At 42.4% G+C, this 20,906-nt stretch carries 17 protein-coding genes; 6 read left to right on the top strand and 11 right to left on the bottom strand.

The window, feature by feature from the left end; all coding sequences use genetic code 11:
• The first annotated feature begins 56 nt into the window (after nt 1–56).
• From LA313_RS11930 to LA313_RS11920, 3 genes are read left to right on the top strand one after another with little or no spacing between them, the layout of a single operon-like run.
• The gene (locus LA313_RS11930) at nt 57–494 is read left to right on the top strand and encodes a hypothetical protein (protein ID WP_228915235.1); all 438 of its coding nucleotides are present in this window, start codon (nt 57–59) and stop codon (nt 492–494) included.
• On the top strand, nt 485–1,201 hold the full coding sequence (locus LA313_RS11925; protein ID WP_228915233.1) for a DUF6291 domain-containing protein: 717 nt from the start codon (nt 485–487) through the stop codon (nt 1,199–1,201). Before LA313_RS11930 ends, LA313_RS11925 begins: the two co-directional genes overlap by 10 nt.
• Nucleotides 1,198–3,045, top strand: a complete 1,848-nt coding sequence (locus tag LA313_RS11920) for a toprim domain-containing protein (protein WP_228915227.1) — start codon at nt 1,198–1,200, stop codon at nt 3,043–3,045. The genes LA313_RS11925 and LA313_RS11920 overlap by 4 nt, the downstream gene beginning before the upstream one ends.
• Before the next feature lie 358 nt (nt 3,046–3,403).
• Here LA313_RS11920 and LA313_RS11915 read toward each other — a convergent pair whose 3' ends face one another.
• From LA313_RS11915 to LA313_RS11865, 11 genes are all read right to left on the bottom strand, one after another.
• Nucleotides 3,404–4,420: a sodium:calcium antiporter gene (locus tag LA313_RS11915; protein ID WP_228915225.1), complete on the bottom strand. Its 1,017-nt coding sequence runs from the start codon at nt 4,418–4,420 to the stop codon at nt 3,404–3,406.
• Between the two features lie 13 nt (nt 4,421–4,433).
• Nucleotides 4,434–5,171: a ZIP family metal transporter gene (locus LA313_RS11910; RefSeq protein WP_228915223.1), complete on the bottom strand. Its 738-nt coding sequence runs from the start codon at nt 5,169–5,171 to the stop codon at nt 4,434–4,436.
• A 101-nt stretch (nt 5,172–5,272) separates the two neighbouring features.
• The gene (locus LA313_RS11905) at nt 5,273–6,064 is read right to left on the bottom strand and encodes a cation transporter (RefSeq protein ID WP_228915222.1); all 792 of its coding nucleotides are present in this window, start codon (nt 6,062–6,064) and stop codon (nt 5,273–5,275) included.
• Between the two features lie 28 nt (nt 6,065–6,092).
• Complete coding sequence (locus LA313_RS11900; RefSeq protein WP_228915221.1) at nt 6,093–6,980, bottom strand: cation diffusion facilitator family transporter; 888 nt, start codon at nt 6,978–6,980, stop codon at nt 6,093–6,095.
• A gap of 29 nt (nt 6,981–7,009) precedes the next feature.
• Nucleotides 7,010–8,185 carry an efflux RND transporter periplasmic adaptor subunit gene (locus LA313_RS11895; RefSeq protein ID WP_228915220.1) on the bottom strand — a complete coding sequence of 392 codons (1,176 nt, stop codon included), beginning with the start codon at nt 8,183–8,185 and terminating at the stop codon, nt 7,010–7,012.
• Between the two features lie 3 nt (nt 8,186–8,188).
• The gene (locus tag LA313_RS11890; protein ID WP_228915219.1) at nt 8,189–12,535 is read right to left on the bottom strand and encodes a CusA/CzcA family heavy metal efflux RND transporter; all 4,347 of its coding nucleotides are present in this window, start codon (nt 12,533–12,535) and stop codon (nt 8,189–8,191) included.
• A gap of 80 nt (nt 12,536–12,615) precedes the next feature.
• Nucleotides 12,616–12,936 (bottom strand): DUF6660 family protein, encoded by a 321-nt coding sequence (locus LA313_RS11885; protein ID WP_228915218.1) that lies wholly within the window; start codon nt 12,934–12,936, stop codon nt 12,616–12,618.
• Between the two features lie 63 nt (nt 12,937–12,999).
• Complete coding sequence (locus LA313_RS11880) at nt 13,000–13,212, bottom strand: GDCCVxC domain-containing (seleno)protein (protein WP_228915217.1); 213 nt, start codon at nt 13,210–13,212, stop codon at nt 13,000–13,002.
• Nucleotides 13,213–13,222: 10 nt separating this feature from the next.
• The gene (locus LA313_RS11875; protein WP_228915826.1) at nt 13,223–14,569 is read right to left on the bottom strand and encodes a dihydrolipoyl dehydrogenase family protein; all 1,347 of its coding nucleotides are present in this window, start codon (nt 14,567–14,569) and stop codon (nt 13,223–13,225) included.
• On the bottom strand, nt 14,569–15,162 hold the full coding sequence (merTP, locus tag LA313_RS11870; protein ID WP_228915215.1) for a mercuric transport protein MerTP: 594 nt from the start codon (nt 15,160–15,162) through the stop codon (nt 14,569–14,571). The genes LA313_RS11875 and merTP overlap by 1 nt, the downstream gene beginning before the upstream one ends.
• Nucleotides 15,159–15,527, bottom strand: coding sequence for an ArsR/SmtB family transcription factor (locus tag LA313_RS11865; RefSeq protein ID WP_228915213.1), 369 nt, complete (start codon nt 15,525–15,527; stop codon nt 15,159–15,161). The genes merTP and LA313_RS11865 overlap by 4 nt, the downstream gene beginning before the upstream one ends.
• Nucleotides 15,528–15,860: 333 nt before the next feature.
• On the opposite strand from LA313_RS11865, the gene LA313_RS11860 reads away from it, so the two are divergent.
• From LA313_RS11860 to hsdR, 3 genes are read left to right on the top strand one after another with little or no spacing between them, the layout of a single operon-like run.
• A complete protein-coding gene (locus LA313_RS11860) occupies nt 15,861–17,318 on the top strand; it encodes a class I SAM-dependent DNA methyltransferase (RefSeq protein ID WP_228915211.1) in 1,458 nt (485 codons plus the stop codon).
• Nucleotides 17,315–18,490: a restriction endonuclease subunit S gene (locus tag LA313_RS11855; RefSeq protein ID WP_228915209.1), complete on the top strand. Its 1,176-nt coding sequence runs from the start codon at nt 17,315–17,317 to the stop codon at nt 18,488–18,490. Before LA313_RS11860 ends, LA313_RS11855 begins: the two co-directional genes overlap by 4 nt.
• 14 nt (nt 18,491–18,504) lie before the next feature.
• Complete coding sequence (hsdR, locus tag LA313_RS11850) at nt 18,505–20,892, top strand: EcoAI/FtnUII family type I restriction enzme subunit R (RefSeq protein ID WP_228915207.1); 2,388 nt, start codon at nt 18,505–18,507, stop codon at nt 20,890–20,892.
• The last annotated feature ends 14 nt before the right edge of the window (nt 20,893–20,906 follow it).

Genomic DNA, 20,906 nt, shown 5'->3' with positions numbered 1-20,906 from the left:
ATTAAAACTCGGTCTTACCTGATTAGCGTTAGCCTAACGTAAAACTTACGCTATTTATGGAAAATCATGAGTATAGCTGCCACTATTGTGGAAAATACTATGTCCCCAGAAGAAGGTTTGTGCAAAAATATTGTTGTACGAGCTGTCGGGTAAATGCATTTAAACGACGAATCAAACCGGCCTCAACTGAACCTTCCAAAGGTCTTTCACTGCCTCAAAAAGAAATGGTGAAGAATGAGCCGAAAATTAGTTTGGCAGGAGTTGGCAATGCTGCAATCGCAAATGTCGTCACCGATTTTGCCAAAAGCGCCCTTACCCGTGAAGAAGACAAACCGCTTACAAAAGGTGAGTTTAGGGCCTATACGAGGCAGCAACCCCAGGAGAGGTATCATCCGGTTTACAACGTCCCGCACAGAAATGACGGAACGTCCCCGTTTTATGACACAACTACTAAACATATTGTTTACCTAAAACAGTTAAAAAAATGGCAGTAAAAAATCCAAAAGCGATCGGAAAGAAATCCTTTATTCTTTATACAGATAGCAGGGAACTGTGGGAGAGTTTGCCTAATGAACAGGCAGGAAAGCTTATAAAACACATTGTGAAGTACATGGACGGGGAGGAGTGTGATCCACCAGATGAACTGACGAAATACCTCTTTATTCAAATTAAAAGCACATTAGATAGAGACCAAGTGAAGTGGGAGGCAACGAAAGCAGTGAAATCAGAGAATGGAAAGAAAGGTGGGCGGCCGCCAAAGTTCAAAAAGCCTGATGACCTTGAGGAAAAGCAAAATGAAACTAATAAAGCTAATGGTTTGGAGGAAAACCTAACTAAAGCTAAAAAAGCTAAAGGTTTTGATGATAACCTGACAAAAGCTAATAAAGCTGTAAGTGTAAATGCCAATGCAACTGTAAATGAAAATGCAATTGTAGAAGAAGAGTTCTACGACATCGACATCCTCTATCAAAAATATCTTACCAATAATACTTTGATCCAAGCAGCAAAACAGAAAATGGAGTTTATTGGAGAACTAACTTTAGAGAAGCGACTTTTAGATTTCAACCTGTATCTCAAAGCAATAGGCCAAAATAAAAAAACATGGAAAGACTATCTATCCCATTTTATGAATTGGCACGAAAAAACCCGTAAGCCTTGTAAATTATCCGCTGTACCTACTTTCCAAAACCCTGTGATATGATGGCCTGGAGTGAAATAGATACAAAAGGGAGAACAACTGGGCAAATAAAAGTAAAATGCCCTGCCTGCATTGACAGAAGAACCAACAAGAGGGATACTTCTCTGAGTGTTAATCTTGATACAGGAATGGCAAAATGCCACTACTGCAATGAAAAATCTTTTCGTGAATCTGGAATATCAAACAAATTGAACAAAAGTTACTTATTGCCAGAGCAAAAATGGAAAAACTATACTTCCATTTCAGAAGAATTTGTCCGCTATTTTGAAAAAAGAGGTATTAATCAGTCTACAGTTATTGACAATCGAATTACTGAAGAAATCATATTTCAGCCCGCCTTAGGTCGGAAGGTTCCCAGCATTGTTTTCAACTACTTCGAAGGAGATACCATAGTAAATAAAAAATATAGATCAATAGACAAAAAGTTTACCCAGTCACCAGGCACTAAAAACATCTTCTATGGTTTAAATGACATACTCGAGTCCGATGAAATATACATTGTAGAAGGGGAAATGGATAAGCTCGCACTTTGGGAAATTGGGATCAAGAATGTTATTAGCGTTCCTAACGGGGCTAACGACAATGACGATGTTTGGGAAAATGCGCAGACCGTTATTTCTGGGGTGAAGAAGTTTTACATAGCGACAGATTGTGATGAAAAGGGTCAGAATCTTAGCGAAAAAATAGCCCAACGATTGGGCCGTTGGAAGTGCGCCAGAGTCGTCTTCAACAATAAGGACGCGAACGGAGATTTAATGGAAGGGCGTGAGGTCCTGGAAGAGGCAATTGCCTCAGCAAAGCCTTATCCTTTAAGCGGCACCTATACTGTGGAGGATCTTTTTGATCCTCTGATGGCTCTATATAATAATGGCACTCCAGATACCCTTTATCCCAAGAAGTCTTTTTTCGGACCTATGAAGGAAGTATTCTCAACTATGAAAGGACACTTGGTGACGGTTACTGGGATTCCTTCCCATGGCAAATCAAATTTTCTTGATTGGTACGTCCTTAATTTGATTAATGACTATGATCTAAAAGCCAGCTGGTTTTCTCCAGAGCACCACCCAATGGCTCTTCATCAATCCACATTAATTGAAAAGGTGACAGGGAAAGCATTTGATATGGAAAAGGCAGAGAAATTGGGATGTGAGAGAGTCAGTGCAGAGGAAATATTGAAATACAAAGAATGGGCTAATGAAAAAATCTATTTGACCGGGCCAGAAGGAAGTGAATCTCCGACCTGGGATTGGCTACTGGACAGGTTTAAGGAACAGATGTACTCTTACGGCATAGATATCTTTATAATTGATGCATTCAATAAGGTTCTTTTTAAGGACAAGGGAAATAAATATGATCTCATCAACACCTGTTTGACGGAACTTACCAGCTTTGCTCAGCGTAACAATGTCATCATATTCTTAGTTGCTCATCCTACTAAAATGCAGAAAAACGAACAAACGGGTGCGTATAACATTCCTTCCTTGTATGATGTTTCAGGAAGTGCCGATTTTCGGAATCAGACTCACGACGGCTTTACGATCTATAGGAATTTTGGAGATCAACAACTGGGGACTCAAGACAGCACTGATTTTTACAACATGAAAACTAAATTCAGTTTTCAGGGTAATATTAACGGTCGGGTTAACTTCAAATACCATTTACCCAGTGGTAGGTATTATGCCGCCGATTATAACTTTCAAAACGAAAGCTTCTTAGATCAATCCAAGGTTGATAATAGCAATCCCTCTAATCTACCGTCTAACTTGATCCCAAACCCTCGTCCAGATAGGTCGTGCAGTTCTATAGAAGCACCCTGGGATTCACCAGAGGATGAAATTCCGTTTTAATGAGAGTAGATAACCAGATCATAATTCTGAACCCATATCTTGTTCAGAAGAGTCCTAATGGTCGAGAATTTAGAATAGTAGGAGTCGAAAAGGATTTATCTTGTGATCCACAATGGATAAATGGGTCCAAAAAATATTGCTGGATTGTCACGATTAAGTTTATCGACAATAGTCAGCGAGTCATGTTATACTTTAATCATAGGGATGAATGTATAAAAAAGCTTCGAAATACTGCCACTGAGAAAAACTTTCGTCTCCCAGATATGACATGGCGTGCAACCGCCCTATGTCTTGCGGAACTCGAACTCAAGAACAGGAATTTAATTTACGGTTCATGATCCAAATATTGCATATATGGTCAATTATTCATGATATTTAGCATCCCAAAGAGCACAACCGCAATATAAACCAGCAGAACACTTCCAAGGGTAACGACCTGCCACCGTTTAAAACCATGTCCGCTTTTCCTGCTGCCCATATGAATGAAAGCAGCATAAAGAATGCCTACTAATCCCACAAAACTTAAAACTGTTACGAATAGGGAAAAGTTGCTTACCGGCAAGCCAACTAAAGCCAGAGGGAAAAATGCTACTGTCAGGGTAACGGCATGATCTCCTATGACGCTGGTGACACCGGAAGTGATTTGACCACTTTTAGCTACACTCCAGGTAGCAAAAACTTCGGGCAATGCAGCCATTGGAGCTGTAATAAATAAACCACCCACTATTTGTGATAATCCAAAGGAGGAAACCAGGTTTTCTGTAGCACGAACTGTGAAAAAGGCGCCTAAACCTAAAGCAACCAGACCTGCTACCGCCAACCAGATCTCCTTTTTCTTCCATTCCACTTTTTCGCTTTCTTTTTTTCCTCTAAGGAGGGCCTGAGCAAGAAAAGCGATATACATTCCCAACATTATCCAGCCATCCACGGGCTGTAACCCTCTCCAGGCAGAAGGAACAGTTAGTATAGCTACTACTGCTACAATTACCAAGTACGGTAAAGCCTGGACTGTTACGGCCGTGGGATCTACTTTTAGCAGGTGCTCCTTCTTGTGCTCCTGGTGTCCTTCATCTTCGTTCTTATTTTTTAGATGTCTGGTCGCAATGTAAGCTGTTATGACCATTAAAGGAATAGCAATAACATTAGAGCCAAACATGGTCCCCAGACCAATATCTCCCACGCCGGTTACTGCACTGGTGATATTTATTCCTATTTCAGGACTGGCAGCTGCCAAACCAATTAAGGCGCCACCGGCAGCTACCGAAAAGCCCCACTGTTTTCTTAGTATTTTTAAGGGCTTTGCCAGGTGCTCCGCACCCCAGTGAGCTGCCCATACAGCTGCAATCAGAACCAAAGCCCATAACCAGGTATTCATAATCTATTTTTTTTTAGCCTTCTAAATAAACCGTGAGCAATGCGAACAGGGAAAAACCTGAAGTCAAAAGAACAGAAGCATAGGCAGGATCGGGTTTACCATGAGCTTCTGTCAAAATTTCTTCGATGGCGACGCTGAGCAGGATACCGGCGGTAAATGCCAGCAGACTGAATTTGATCAAATCACCACTGTTGCGCATTGTCCAAAAACCAATTGTAGCGCCGAGAAGAATAGGAATTGTAAAACCGGCTGCAAGTAAGTAGCGCATTTTTTTAGGCACTCCCTTGCTCTTGAAGGTGGCAATTGTGGCAAAACCTTCCGGGATATCTGCAGGAACTTGGCCCAGGGCGAGAAGGAGCCCTAAAGACACTGATACAGTAGAGCCTGTGCCTATCATGATGCCGTCGCTAAAAAGATCAATTGCAACTCCTAAATAGATCCCCCAGGCTGATCCCGTTGCCTTGCCTTCACCTCCGAACCGGTCTTTTATGAAATGAACCGCTTTTTCCAGAAGAAGAAAAGTGAAGCCTCCTCCCATAAAAGCTGCAATGGGAATCCATGGTTGCTCTACTTCAAGTGCAGTAGGCATTAATTCTAAACCTACAACAGCGAGTATTATACCTGCAGCGAAGTGAAGCGCCAAATTCAAGGTTTTTTCGGAAACATTGATCCACTCTGCCAGCAAACCGCCTGAAAAATTCCCCACGGCAGGCATAGCGGCAAGTAATAAAACCATTAAGAATTCGCTCATTTCCGGTAAAAAAGAGGGTTTTGTACTCTAAATTAACCATTTACATCCTGCTCCTTCTTAAACTTCTGTTATAAAGTCGCGGCTTTCCAAATCAACCCGCTCTACTTTGATAATTTCAAAATTCGAAGAGCGCCTCGCATGACAAATGAAAAAACAATGCCTCCAATAATTAAATCTGGCCACTTACTGTCGAGGAAATACACGAGAACTCCGGCCAGTATTACTCCACCGTTTACAATGATATCGTTGGAAGTGAAAATAGCACTGGCTTGCATGTGAGCCTCATCGGTTTTAGCTTTGTTAATGAGCCAAAGGGAGATCAGATTTCCGGCGAGGGCAAAAATGGAAACAAATATCATCCACTCGAACAGAGGCATATCGGTACTTGAAAAAAATCTTCTCAAGACCTCTGCAAATCCCACCAAAGCCAGTCCCATTTGTAGATAACCACTTATTCCTGCTATTCTCTTTTTTCTTCCTATAGATGTTCCCACAGCGAACAGACTTAGCGCATAAACAAAGGCGTCTGCAAGCATGTCCAGAGAATCGGCAATAAGACCCATCGAGTTTGAAATTAATCCGGTGGTCATTTCCAGAAGAAAGAACCCGAAGTTGATTCCGAGTACCCACCATAAAATTTTCTTTTGATGCGAATCATCTGAGGGCAAAGGCAAGACAGCTTCAGTTGTTTCCTCAAGTCTGTCATTTAAACCCAACTGGCTAATGGCGCGGTGGATTTCATCCCCATTCCCTGTATGATATACTTCGAGTTTTCTCCGATTAATATCGAATTCCAGATGCTTTACCTGGTCAACCGGTTCAAGTTTCATTCTTATCATCTGTTCCTCCGAAGGACAGTCCATCTTCTGGATAATGAAAATGCTTTTGTTCATACTTACGTCAAGCTTTAGTAAATTAATTTTAGTGACTCTTCAGCATCGGGCATTTTTCCTTATCGAGTTCTAACTGAAACGTATGATGGCTAAAATCCCACTCTTCCACAGACTCTATAGCCTTCTGCCGCACGTCATCTATTTGATCGAAGTGGCTGATCTTTTCCAGGACCAGGTGAGCCGTCAGCACATGGTGTTCTCCGTCCAGGGACCAAACGTGCATATGATGAATAGAACTAACGTGATCAACCTGCTGTAGCTGCTTTTTGACTTCCTGCATATTTAATCCTTCCGGAACTCCCTGGAGAAGCAAATGAAGAGTGTCTTTGAGTCTTCCGCCGACACCCCATAGGATGTAAAGCGTAATGCCCAGTGAAAGAATTGGGTCCAGAATGTACCAGTCTTTAAACTGCAGAATGATAGCCACAATAAAAACAGCGACCCATCCCAATACATCTTCCAGTAGATGCCAACTTACAACCTTATCATTTAAAGATTTTCCTCCACTTACTCGCCAGGCAGCATAACCGTTAGCCAGGACTCCAAGGATAGCGAAGCCAATCATGTACTTTGAATCAACAGCCTCCGGATTTTGAAGTCGGGAGATTGCTTCGTAAATAATATAAACAGAACCTGCTACAAGAACTACAGAATTAATTAAAGCACCCAAAAGTCTGAAGCGGGCATACCCGAAGCTAAATTCGTTTGTAGCCCCCTTTTTATTAGCCTTACCTTCTATATACCACGCAAGCCCGAGGGACAAACTATCGCCCAGGTCATGCAAGGCATCAGAAATGATCGCGACGCTATTGGTAAGAAATCCTCCAATGATCTCGATAATGGTAAAGCCGAAATTGATGAAAAATGCCAGCTTAAGATTCTTTTCAGAGTTTCCGTGAGAATGATCGTGACCCATGTCTATTGTTTATTCCAAGTTACTTATAATTAATGGCTGTGTCCGCCTTCGCCCTTCTGCATCTCCGCCATTAGATAGTAGGCATTATTATAGGCAAATCTTGTCTCTTCCGGCAGGTCTTTTAATAGCTTTACTTCAACCCATTCACCTCCATTGGTACCGGTAATCACCTCTACAGGTCTAAAGCTCCATGCATCTCCTTCCTCTTCTGCCGTAAAAGCATAAAATTTACCCCCTTCTCTAACTATGGCAGATTCGGGAAGAGCTGTTGTTTGTTGGTTGTCAACCGCAATTCGCCCTCTCACGTACATTCCCGGTACCAGGTTTTCAGGCCTGTCGATGATTTCCGCATGAACATGAACTGCTTTGGGATCCTGTTCAAAGTTCTTGCTTACAGAAATTATTTCCGCAGTCAATTCAGTTCCGGGTAATGATTCGATCGTGAAATATACTTTCTGTCCTTTCTCTACTTTGGCAACATCTTTTTCAAAGACCATGAGGTCTACATGCACATCTTTCGTATTGATGATATGAAACATCTCCGACTGCGCCTGTACAAATTGGCCTGTTTTGATGTTGACCGATTGGACAGCTCCATCTATAGGGCTCCTAACCGGAATCCTCTGTTGGATGTTGCCATTTTGAATAGTTTCAGGATTAATATTTAGTTGTTGCAGTTGAGCCTTAAGCCCGGCAACCTGTCCTTGGAGGCTTTCCAATTCTGCCTCGGCACGTTGAAAAATTTGCCCTGAACCGACTCCAGCTTCGTACAATTTTTCTTGTCTTTGGAACTCTTTTTCCTGATAATTCAGACTGTTTAAGGCATTCATATATTGCGTTTGTACCTCAATGATCTCCGGGTGTTCAATGTAGGCCAATACATCTCCACGCTGAACTTCATCTCCTTCGATCACTACTATTGACGATACATTGCCTCCAATCACAGGAGTAACTGTGGCTTCACTTTGAGGAGGGACTTCCAGCTCTCCATTTGCCTGTACATAGCCGCTCATTAATCTGGTTGTAAGGCTGTCAATTTTTATATCAAGGACATCGAACTGCTGCTGTGAAAGCATAGCTTCCTTGACGGCTTCTGCTTTAGCAGGTTCACCGGCTTCTTCTTTCTGATTCTCCTCTTTTTCTGCATTTTCCCCGCAAGACAATAGGAGGAGAAACGGGAGTATATAAATTGTTTGAAATTTCATTTTTTAGTTTTTTCCAGTTAGGTAAAATTGTAATTCTGCAAGGGCTATCTGGTAATTTTCAAAAGCCTCGAGCGCTTTGATTTCTGACTCCATTGCATTGTCTAAGTTCTGAATAAAGGCCACATATTCAATGGCACCTTCATTAAAGGCAAATAATGAGCCCTCCCGTTGTTCCTTCAGTAAGGGCAGGACTTCATCCTTATAAAACAGCCAGGAAGATTTCCATCGTTTATAATTGCTCAAGGCAATTTCAAAATTTGTTCTTATCTGGTCTTTCTGAAAGTCGGCAGCTCTTTGTGCAATTTCCTTTTCTATTTTTGCCGCTTTAGCCTGGCCGTATGCAGCTCCGGAAAGAATTGGAATAGAAATACCCGTCTGATAATTATAAAAACCGGTTGCCCCATTTACTTTTTGAAGTCCGTACTGAACACTGAAATCGGGTAGAAAATTAGCCTTTTCTGCAGCATAAGCAGCTTCTGCCACCGCAGCCCTCTTTTCAGAAACTTCCAAAAGAGGATGATCCGTAGGTAATTCTCCGGTAAGGAAAATTTCATCCTCCTGAATACCTTGAAAATCATCCGGGACGTCATAGCTTTCTTCATTTCCCAACCAAAGATTCAGTTTTTGGACGGCTGTTAAATAATTCGTTTCCGCCTGTTGCAAATCAATCGATATTTGGCTGATCTTATTTTTGGCTGTCAGCATTTCCAATCTCGAAATGGCTTCGACCTCGTACCGCAGACTAACTGCCTGCTCTAATTTTTGGTACAGGGAATCCAGTTCCTGAAATAACAGATACTGTTGTTTTGCTGAAAAGGCACGACTCCAGGCTATTTTGACCTCCTGTGCCACCTGAAGTTGAGACAGATCATAAGCTTCTTCGGCAAGTGCGATCCTTCTATTGTAAAGTTTGTTCTTAGAAGGTATTCCTAACAAATCAATCCCTTTCTGTTGAACACCAACAGTCGTGTATATTCCACCTGCTTCTCCAAGCTCTTCTCCACCCGTAAATACTTCGGTTTCCCCAAGATCCCAGGCAGATCTTTTCATTGCCTGCTCCTGGTCAATTCTTAACTTTTCATTTTTCAGAAGTGGGTAATTCTGAAGAGCCAGGGCAACGGCTTCCTCCTGACTTACCTGCGGAGATAATTGAGTTGTCTGTGCCTTTAGACCGGCAGGTAAAAGGAACAGGACAAGAATTACTGCAAAAGAACCACCTGTTGCGGGTTTAAATTTCATACTGCCCGACTTTGACTCAACCCATTTATAGAGAATAGGCAAAATGAACAATGTGAGCAGGGTAGAGGTGATCAGCCCTCCAATAACTACGGTTGCCAGCGGCCGTTGCACTTCTGCTCCCGCCGAGCTTGAAATCGCCATAGGCAAAAATCCAAGCACATCGGTAAGAGCCGTTAATAAAATAGGACGGATTCTACTTCTTGTTCCAAGACTGATCCTTTCATTTAGATTTTTCACACCTTCTTCTTTTAATTCATTGAAACTGCTAATAAGTACAAGACCATTTAAAACAGCCACTCCAAATAAAACAATGAAACCAACCCCGGCTGAAATGCTAAAGGGCATGTCTCGCAGCCATAAAGAAAATATTCCACCAATAGCGGCAAGTGGAATGGCTATGTAGATCATGGTGGTTTGCTTGAAGGATTTAAGAGCAAAATAGATCAGGATGAAAATGAGGAGCAGGGCAATAGGGACTACAATTTGCAGTCTTTTGCTTGCCCGTTCGAAATTTTCAAAAGCTCCACCGTAGCGAATGTAATAACCCGGTGGTAAATCAAATTCAGCGTCCAGTTTGTTCTGAATATCTTCCACCACAGACTTTACGTCACGATTCCGGATATTTACTCCCACGTAGGTGCGACGGTTGGTGTTATCCCTACTGATCTGCATCGGGCCGGGCTGATAACTTATATCAGCCACTTCTTTCAGCGGGATCTGGCTACCTGAAGGCAGGGTTACGTATAGATTCCTGATATTCTCAATACTCGTTCTTTCTTCTTCCTGTAATCGGACTACCAGGTCAAATCGCCTTTCTCCTTCAAAAATAACTCCCGCATCCCCGCCTGCAAAAGCCGACTGGATTAGGGAATTCAGCTCCTTGATCTGTAAGCCGTATTGCGCAGTTTTATTCCTGTTATAGTTGACCGTGATCTGCGGTAATCCTGCCGTGGCCTCTACTTTCATATCGGCAACTCCTTCAACAGTAGAAATAATGTTACCCATCTCCTGCGCCTTACTTGCCAAAACCTCCAGATCTTCACCATAAAGTTTGACTGCAACATCTTCCCTCACCCCGGTAAGAAGTTCGTTGAACCTCATTTCGACAGGTTGCGTGAATTCATAACTAACCCCGGGAATAATGCCGATGGTTTCTTTGATCCTGGCAATAAGCTCATCTTTTGATTCGGCAGATGTCCACTCATCTTTATCCTTTAGAATAATGAAGCTATCTCCAATGTCCATAGGCATAGGATCTGTTGGTACATCAGAAACTCCAAAACGGGTGACTACCTGTTCTATTTCCGGAAATTCGTCTAGGAGAAGCTGTTCTATTCTTGTAGAGGTTGCAATTCCTTCGTCAAGAGAACTTCCCGGTTTTAAAATGATATGAAAAGCTATGTCCCCTTCGTCCAGCTGTGGAATAAATTCCCCTCCCATTTTGGTGAACATGAACGCGGCCAAGGCAAATAAGGCTATAGCGGAGCCGAGGACAATTTTTCCTCTTTTTAAAGATTTCTTTAATAGAGGCTCATATTTATTCTGAACCCAACCAACAAATTTGTCACCATAGGATCTCTTTCGTTTTTTACTTTCCTTAAGAAAGAGAGCAGAGATCATTGGAACGTATGTCAAGCATAAGATCATAGCACCCAGCATGGCAAAAATAAAGGTGAGTGCCATTGGCTTGAACATCTTTCCTTCAACCCCTTCCAGGGCGAGGATTGGCAGAAAAACGATGAGAATAATGAGCTGTCCGAAAAAGGCAGAATTCATCATCTTTTTTGCAGAAGAGGAGGCTATCGAATTTCTCTCAGTCTTGTTCAACTCTCCTCTTTTCTTCATGCGTTGATGAATAGTAAAAACAGTACTTTCTACAATGATCACGGCTCCGTCGACTATGATCCCAAAATCTATTGCCCCAAGGCTCATCAGGTTTGCCCAGACGTCAAAAAGGTTCATCAGAATGAAAGCAAACAGGAGGGAGAGCGGAATTGTTGAAGCCACTATTAATCCTCCCCGCCAGTTTCCCAGGAGCAGCACCAGAACAAAGATCACAATGAGTCCTCCTTCGAGCAGGTTTTTTGTAACTGTGGAAGTGGTGTCACTAATGAGTTCACTTCTATCCAAAAATGGCTTTATGGAAACACCTTCAGGAAGGGATTTCTGAATCTGCGTGATCCTATCTTTTACATTGTCAATTACCTCATTGGAGTTGGCTCCTTTCAGCATCATGACCATTCCGCCAACGGCTTCTCCCTGTCCATTTTTTGTTAGTGCTCCATAACGCACGGCACTTCCTATTCGAACATCAGCAACGTCTGAAACTGTTATAGGTACTCCGCCGGAAGTGGTGACAACGATCTTTTCCAGGTCCTCCACACTTCGGGCAAGGCCCTCGCCCCGAATGAAGTTGGCCTGGTGGTTCTTCTCGATATAAGCCCCGCCGGTATTCTGATTATTGTTTTCGAGGGCGGTAAAAACATCAGAAATGGAAAGTCCAATGGCTTTTAGTTCGTCCGGATCCACAGCAACTTCATATTGCTTGATCATTCCGCCAACACCGTTGACTTCTACAACTCCCGGCACCATAGCCATTTGTCGTCGTACAATCCAATCCTGAATTGTTCTCAGCTCAGTAGGGGAATAGTCGTCCTTGAATTCCTCTTCTACCTCGAGAGTGTATTGATAAATTTCCCCGAGACCGGTAGAAATAGGTCCCATGGCAGGTTGTCCAAATCCTTCGGGGATTTCATCTTTTACAGCATTAAGTTTTTCACCGACTAACTGCCTGGGGAGATAAGTACCCATGTCGTCTTCAAAGACAATGGTTACAACGGAAAGTCCGAACCTGGAAACTGAGCGAATCTCCGTGACGCCCGGCAAATTACTCATGGCAATTTCCACGGGGTAGGTGACGAACTGCTCGATGTCTTCAGTTCCTAAATTAGGTGCCTGGGTGATCACCTGCACCTGATTATTCGTGATGTCTGGTTGGGCATCTACGGGAACCTGAAAAACGCTCCAGATCCCTGCGCCAATGAGCACCACTGTTAAGAGACCAATAATAAATTTATTATTGATCGAAAAATCAATGATCTTATTAATCATACATGATAATTTAATTCAGTTTGTAACAAATTCTCTGGCAGCAGCCAGTGACAACAGGATATAGCTATCCTAAAACTAAATTAAATACGGGGAGGCTGGAAGTGAGAAAAGGAAACTTCCTTGCCCGCGCTTTCCCCAAATAAGGGAGTCAAAAAAGGTGTTTTTGGCTCAAATACTTCGAAGCTACTTGTTTCGAATCTCACCACATGCACATGGCAGCAGTGACACTGGCAAAAAGGAGGACAGTCATCAGAAGTTCCATGCTGGTCTCCTTGCTGATCCTGATCTACTTCCAAATTAACGGGCACAGTATCCTGATTTTCGGATACAGCTGTGTCATCACAGGGAATAAAGTTTAGCCCCAGGAAATAAAGAGATAGTATGACTGCGAAAAATTTCACTTTGCAAAGGTAAAAAAAGAACTTAGAAGGAAAGCTTATAGAATTTCTAATTGGTTATAATTTTCATTTGCCACAACATGACTGCGCCTGTTGAATTGGTGGACACGGTACAGAGCCGTAACTGCAAAAAACACAGCAATCACCTTCCAATGGCTTTACTACGGTTCCACAGCTGGCGCATTCGTGAAAGAATTGGCATGCATTTGTAGGCATGGTTTCTTTCTTGGATACATTGCAGTTCGGGCAAGTGAGAATAGACTTTAAAATTGTCTCCATTATCGATTTTTTATAACATTGATGTGATATCCGAACCCATTGTGGGATACGCATATATCATTTTCTTTAAATCTTGAACTGGTATCGATTTGTAAATAGCAAGAGAGAAAAAATTAATTGTTTCCTCAACTCCCGGACCAATTAAATGTGCACCTACTAAAGTTCCACTATCGGTGTTTATGATGGTCTTGAATGCATACTCTTCGGTGTTTAGTCGCTTCGCATTAAACCATTCCGGGACCGCTTTGCTATTTACTTTTACATTCATTCCGGTCTTTTTGGCTTCCTCTTCTGTTAAACCTACTGAAGCCATAGGCGGTAAGGTGAAGACCACTGAGGGCATGGGTGGATACTCTGCCTTTCTGCTATTTCCTTTTATAATATTGGAAGCAATAATATGACCTTCATAAACGGCTACCGGAGTTAACGGAAGTCCATTGCTGTCGGCAGCGTCTCCGGCAGCATACACCTTGGGGTTTGCAGTGCTCTGTAAAAACTCATTGATCTCAATACCCCTTTTGTTTGAAGCAACAGATCCAGCCTTAAGATCCAGATCATTAATATGAGGCACTCTTCCTGCACTGTTAAAAACTGCTTCAGCCATAAATTCTACTTCAGAACCATTTTTTTCACCAACAACAGTAAAACCTTTTGTTTCTTTTTTGATTCCGGTTACGTTTGTTTCAAGCACTAATTTTATGCCCATCTTCTGTGTTGCTTCGGACAAATGCTGAACTATATCTTTGTCAAAATTTTCTAAAGGTCTGGTTCCCCGGTGTACTATGGTAACTTCGGCCCCACATCGCCTGGCGATATGTGCAAATTCAAAGGCAATATAACCGCCGCCTATAAAGATCATGGAATTTGGCAGCTCCTTCAGGTTGAGAAAATCTGTACTGGTCAAAGCGTAATTACCGCCTTCAAAATTTAATGTACGTGGTCTGGCTCCTGTGGCGATAACAATTTTATCGCCTTTTAAAATTTGCGATTCAATTTCAACTGAATCATTTCTTATAAAGCGGGCTGCACCGTGATAGGTGTCTATATCATTGTGTTTGTATCCTTTTTCGATTTTCCCGGGCATGGCATCTACGAATTCCTGCTTAAAAGCGATGACGTCTTTCCAGTTAACTTCAGGAACAGTATCAATGCCTTTTCCCGCCAATCTTTGAGCGAAGTCTCTCACTTCGGTAGCACCAATGATTATTTTTTTTGGGTCACATCCCCGAAGCGCACAAGTTCCTCCATAGGGTAATTCATCTGTCACAGCAACTTTTAATCCTTTAGACGCACATTTGTTGGCAACTGTCATACCAGACATGCCCGAACCTATTACTATCACATCATATTGCTTCATCATCTTTCTATTTTTGTGACTTTATATCCTGTTCGTTCAATAGCCGTTTTTACTTCTTCAACGTTTGTGCGTGTACTATCGAATTCAACAACCGTATTACCTTCTTCGTAAGAAACTTTGCAGGTGACAATCCCATTTAGCTTGTTAACTTCAGATTTTACATGACCCTCACAGCCTGTGCAGGTCATACCACTCACAGAGAATTCTACCGTTTGAATATTTTTTTCCTGAACAAAAACCACTTCTTTTTCATCAGAAGGATAAAATGCCTCAGCATAATAAGGAAAAGCCAGGCTCAGAATAACAAAAACAGTCACTCCAGTCAAGAATTTACGGGACTGGAAAAAGGAAGATCGGGAATTGCTTTCACAGCCGCAGTCATCATCTGTAGACTTCAGGTTCAAATACCAGGCGATTCCCAAAGCAACTATTGAAACTGCTACAAGTGGCCATCTAAAAGGCTCCAGCCATGCAAAAGCACCTGCAATGCTTCCTGTTCCTGCTGCTATAGCAAGTATGGGAGCAATACAACAAAGGGAACTGGCAATACCAGTAAAAATACCTACTCCAAGAAAGCTGTTTCTTGTCTTCATATAGCTTCAGGTTGATGAATTATTAAATTGAAAAAGGGAGCAAGGAGTTCCCGATGGTCATTCCGAAGAGAATAAAATATGGTCTGACCTTCTTTTTCCGCTTTTACAAAATCTCTATCCTTCAATTTTCGCAAGTGTTGCGAAACTGCCGGAATGGTCATGTTCAGGATGTCACTTAGATCACACACACATAATCTTTCTTCTGTTTGCAGGACATAAAGAATCTTTAGCCTTACACTGTTACTCACCAGGGAGAGCTTATCTGTTAAGGCACTCACAGCCTCTTCAGCTTCGGAAATTTGCTCCTGACACCGTTTGATCTGATCTAAATCGGCTTCTTTACGTATGCAGTTCATATCCTTCATATGCCAAAAGTAATAAATTATTTAAGCAATTGCTTAAATAAGCTTCAGAATAGAAACTCTTAAATTAGCCAGGAATTAACTCGAAGCTTAGTTCTCGGCTTATAATTTCTTTGAAAAGCGGCTGAATAACAATGTCTGCAACTGTGTGCAACGGTTCGCAACGGCTTTTCTGCAACCCTTTAAGGTTTTTCAATCTGCTATATCTTCAATGTTTGCTTTTCTTTAACAAAAGTGTATTTTTACCAATACCCTACCTGAAGAAGAAACAGCCTTTGTTCCTGAGCACGTGATGTGCTGAAGTGACCAGAGGCTAAATAATATTTACCGAAATACATGTTCGAACAGACGTTTAAAAACATTGATGATATCCTGTACAAAGATTCAGGAGCCGATAGTGAATTAGATTATATAGGCCAGACTTCCTGGGTGCTCTTCCTTAGATATCTGGATGATCTGGAAAAAGACAAGGCCGATGAAGCAGCCCTGGAAGGAAAGGAGTATGAATTCATCATTGATGAGAAATACCGCTGGGGCACCTGGGCCATGCCAAAAGATAGTGAAGGCAATCTGAACAGAAATGCCGCCTTAAGAGGGCCGGAGCTGGTGCAGTTTGTGGATTATGATCTATTCCCGTACCTGGCTGGTTTTAAAGAAAAGGCTAAAGAGAACCCGAAGACAATTGAATACAAAATTGGAGAGATCTTCAGCGAACTGAAGAACAAGGTTCAGAGTGGTTATAACCTGGGAGAGATCATCGACTTGGCAGATGGGCTGCCATTTCATTCTTCAGAGGACAAGCACGAGCTAAGTCACCTGTACGAGACCAAGATCAAAAACATGGGAAATGCTGGTCGCAACGGAGGCCAGTATTATACGCCGAGACCGCTTATTAGAGCCATGATTAATGTGGTGGACCCGCAGATAGGAGAAACGGTTTATGATGGTGCTGTAGGTTCTGCAGGCTTCTTATGTGAAGCTTATGAATATATGTACAACCGCATGGAGCGGAATGTTAAAAACTTCCGCACGCTCCAGGAGAACACCTTCTACGGAAAAGAAAAGAAGAACCTTGCCTACGTCATAGGAGTGATGAATATGATCCTTCACGGAATTGAGGCACCGAATATTGTCCACATCAATACCCTGTCGCAAAATCTTAACGACATCCAGGAGAAGGGTCGTTACAACGTGATCCTTGCCAATCCTCCGTTTGGGGGGAAGGAGCGCAAGGAGGTACAGCAAAACTTCCCGATTAAAACTGGAGAAACAGCTTTCCTGTTCCTGCAGCATTTCATCAAGAGCCTGAAAGCAGGTGGGCGTGCAGCTGTAGTTATAAAGAACACCGTCTTAAGCAACACAGATAATGCCGCAATAGCCTTAAGAAAACACCTTTTAGAGACTTGTAACCTACATACAATTCTCGATATGCCGGGAGGTACCTTTCTCGGTGCCGGAGTGAAAACGGTGGTACTTTTCTTCGAAAAAGGGGAACCTACAAGGAACATCTGGTATTACCAGCTGGACCCGGGCAGGAATATGGGGAAAACAAATCCGCTGAATGATAAAGATCTTGAGGAGTTTGTTAAATTGGAGAAGGAAAAGCCGGAGACAGAGCAGTCCTGGAATGTTTCGGTAAATGAAATTAACTCCCAAACTGTCGACCTTTCCGTAAAAAATGCGAACACTCCTGAGGAAGCTCCTTTGAGGAATCCGGAGGAGATCCTGGCGGAGATGGAGCGTTTAAATGCTGAGACCAGTTCTATCTTGAAAACTGTGAAGGAGCTGATATGAGAGAAGGATTTCCAGTTAAAAAACTCGGTGAGGTATGTAAAGTCATAGCAGGGCAATCGCCCGAGAGTAAATTTTACAATAGTGAGGGGCGTGGCCTATCATTCTACCAGGGTAAAAAAGAATTTGGACCTAAATTTCTGAGGACACCTACTACTTGGACAACAAAAGTCACCAAAGAGGCTGAGGAAGGTGATATCCTTATGTCAGTAAGAGCGCCAGTAGGCCCAGTAAATTTTGCTACTCAGAAAATTTGTATAGGTAGGGGATTAGCAGCCATTAGAGCCTCAGAAAAGATATATAAGGAGTATCTATTTTATTTTCTAAAAAAGCACGAAACTGAAATTGAAAGTAATACAGGAGCTGTTTTTAATTCTATAAATAAAACTCAAATTGGCAATATTGAAATTCCTACACCTTCTATTTCAACACAACATCAAATAGTAGCAATTCTGGACAAAGCCTTTGCCGCCATAGATCAAGCCAAAGCAAACATTGAGAAAAACATTCAAAATACAAAGGAGCTATTCCAGTCTAAGCTAAATGCAATTTTTTCCCAAAAAGATGAAGGTTGGGAGGAAAAAACGATAGGCAGCATATTAGTAATAAAAAGTGGAGGGACACCATCGAGAGCAAAAAAAGAGTATTGGGAAAATGGTGAGATAGCATGGTATTCTTCAGGAGAATTAAACGATCTCTACACACAAGAACCTGAAAGATACATAACCGAAAATGCTTTAGAGAATTCAAATGCAAAACGATTTCCGGCAGGTTCCCTTCTTATAGGTATGTATGACACTGCAGCCTTAAAAATGTCGATTTTAGACAGAGAAGCTACGTTTAATCAGGCAATTTGTGGGGTAGAGCCAAACAGAGAGTACAACCTTGCATTTATTATGCACGCAGTTAATGCAAAAAAGACCGAGATATTAAGCCAAAGAAGAGGAGTGCGTCAAAAAAATCTCAATCAGTCAAAGATCAAGAATATCTCTATTCATTTTCCTGATATAACTCAGCAGAATTCTGTTGTTGAAAAAGTAGCTTCAATAGATGAAGCTATGCAAGGGCTCATAAATTTGTATAAAATAAAATTAGATAGGTTACAAGAACTTAAAAAATCCATTCTTCAAAAAGCCTTTACAGGTGAGCTTACGCAAAAAGCAGTTGAAGTCTAATTGAATCTACTAATATGAACGAAGCACAAACTGAATTCGAATACATTGAGCCGGCTTTAAAAGCTGCAGGATGGGGGGTGGTAGAAGGCAGTAAGATCCGGAAGCAATTTCCCATTTCTCAAGGTAGAATATTAGGGCAGGGGCGACGTGCTAAGCCTTTAAAGGCAGATTATGTGCTTCAGTACAAAAACAGGTATCTGGCAGTGGTGGAAGCCAAAGCCATGGATGAATATTATACCGCCGGAGTAGGGCAGGCAAAGGATTATGCAGAGCGGCTGCAGATTAGATATACATATTCTACCAACGGTCTCAAGCATTACGGGATCGACATGGCACTTGGCCACGAAGGAGACGTAACAGGTTTTCCAACACCGGATGAGCTGTGGGAAAGAACCTTTCCAAAAGAAAATGAATGGCGGGAGCGGCTTTTCAGTGTTCCTTTTGAAGATCGCGGAGGCACGTGGCAACCGCGCTACTACCAGGACAACGCCATTACAAAAACCTTAGAAGCAATTTCAGAAGGAAAAGACAGGATCTTACTAACCCTCGCCACTGGTACAGGAAAAACAGCAATTTCATTCCAGATTGCATGGAAATTGTTTCAGGCAAGGTGGAACCTTCAGAGAGACGGAAAAAGAAGCCCCAGGATCCTCTTTTTGGCAGACAGAAATATTCTGGCCGATCAGGCTTTTAATTCCTTTGGAGCTTTTGAGGAGGAAGCACTGGTAAGGATCACTCCGGCAGATATCAAGAAGAAGGGAAAAGTGCCCACCAACGGCAGCATCTTTTTTACCATTTTCCAAAGCTTTATGAGCGGCCCTGATCATTCTCCCTACTTCGGAGAATATGAACCGGATTTCTTTGACTTCATCATCATCGACGAGTGCCACCGGGGAGGAGCAAAAGACGAAAGCACCTGGAGGGCAATTCTGGAATATTTCAAACCGGCAGTGCAGCTGGGACTTACAGCTACTCCAAAGCGGGATGTGAATGGAGACACCTATAAGTATTTTGGAGAGCCTGTGTACAGCTATTCCCTGAAACAGGGAATTAATGACGGTTTTCTAACTCCTTTTAAGGTAAAGGAGATCAGCACCACCATTGATGAATACGTGTACACCGAGGACGACGATGTAGAAACTGGAGAAGTGGAGCAGGGGAGAAAATATACCGAAGCAGAATTCAACCGAATCATAGAAATCCGGGAGCGGGAAGAGTTTAGGGTGAAGCTGTTGATGCAGATGATCAACCAGAATCAGAAGACCCTTGTTTTCTGCGCTACCCAAATACATGCTGCGGCTATTCGTGATCTAATTAATCAGCTTTCCAGCAGCACCAATCCAAATTATTGTCATCGAGTAACTGCCGATGATAGTGGAAGGGGAGAACAACATTTAAGGGATTTCCAGGACAACGAAAAATTAATTCCGACGGTGCTCACGACTTCAAAAAAGCTGAGTACCGGAGTGGATGCACCGGAAGTAAAGAACATCGTCCTGCTTAGGCCGGTGAAGTCCATGGTAGAATTTAAGCAGATAGTAGGGAGAGGAACTCGGCTATACCAGGACAAAGACCATTTCACCATTTTTGATTTTGTCAAGGCACACGAGCATTTTCAGGATCCGGAATGGGATGGGGAACCTTTGGAACCGGAACCGGCGAAACCACGAAAAAAAGCCCAGGTATGTCAGGAATGTGGACAGAAGCCGTGTAAATGTGAAGGAGCTGAGGATTATGCCTGTAATGATTGCAGTAATGATCCCTGCGTGTGTGAAACTCCGCCAAAATACCTGATCAAAGTGAAACTTGCCGATCATAAGGTGCGGGAATTTGATAGTATGGTGAAAACCTCTTTCTGGAGTCCGGATGGGAAACCTATTTCTGTAGAGAAATTTGTGATGAACCTTTTTGGGGAGCTACCATCTCTTTTTAAAAACGAGGAGGAGTTAAGGCAGCTATGGAGTGTTCCGGGCACCAGACGAAAGCTCCTGGAAGAGCTTTCAGATAAAGGTTACTCAGCAGCCCAGCTGGAGGACCTGAAAAAAGTGGTACATGGAGAGGACAGTGATCTTTTTGATGTTCTGGCTTACATTGCTTACCACAGAGATCTTGTGCCGCGTATAAAACGTGCAGAAAGAGCTAAGGTTCATTTGGATGATTACAACCCGGCTCAGCAGGAGTTCCTGAATTTTGTTCTGGATCAATACATCGCTTCAGGCTTTGAGCAATTGGATGATGCCCAGCTTGGGGACCTGTTGGTACTAAAATATCACGCCCTGGCAGATGCTAAAGCCAAACTGGGAGATATCCCGAGCATTCGGGACACTTTTATTGGGTTTCAGCAGCATTTGTATGGACGTGGTGTAGAAAGTCGTTCAAGTATTGGAAATAATATTGCCTAAACTCTTTTCTGTAT

Source organism: Salinimicrobium sediminilitoris (genome assembly GCF_020866905.1).
In the GTDB taxonomy this organism is placed as follows: domain Bacteria; phylum Bacteroidota; class Bacteroidia; order Flavobacteriales; family Flavobacteriaceae; genus Salinimicrobium; species Salinimicrobium sediminilitoris.
Note: the sequence above shows the minus strand (reverse complement) of the source record. Positions and strands in the feature narration are given on the sequence as shown.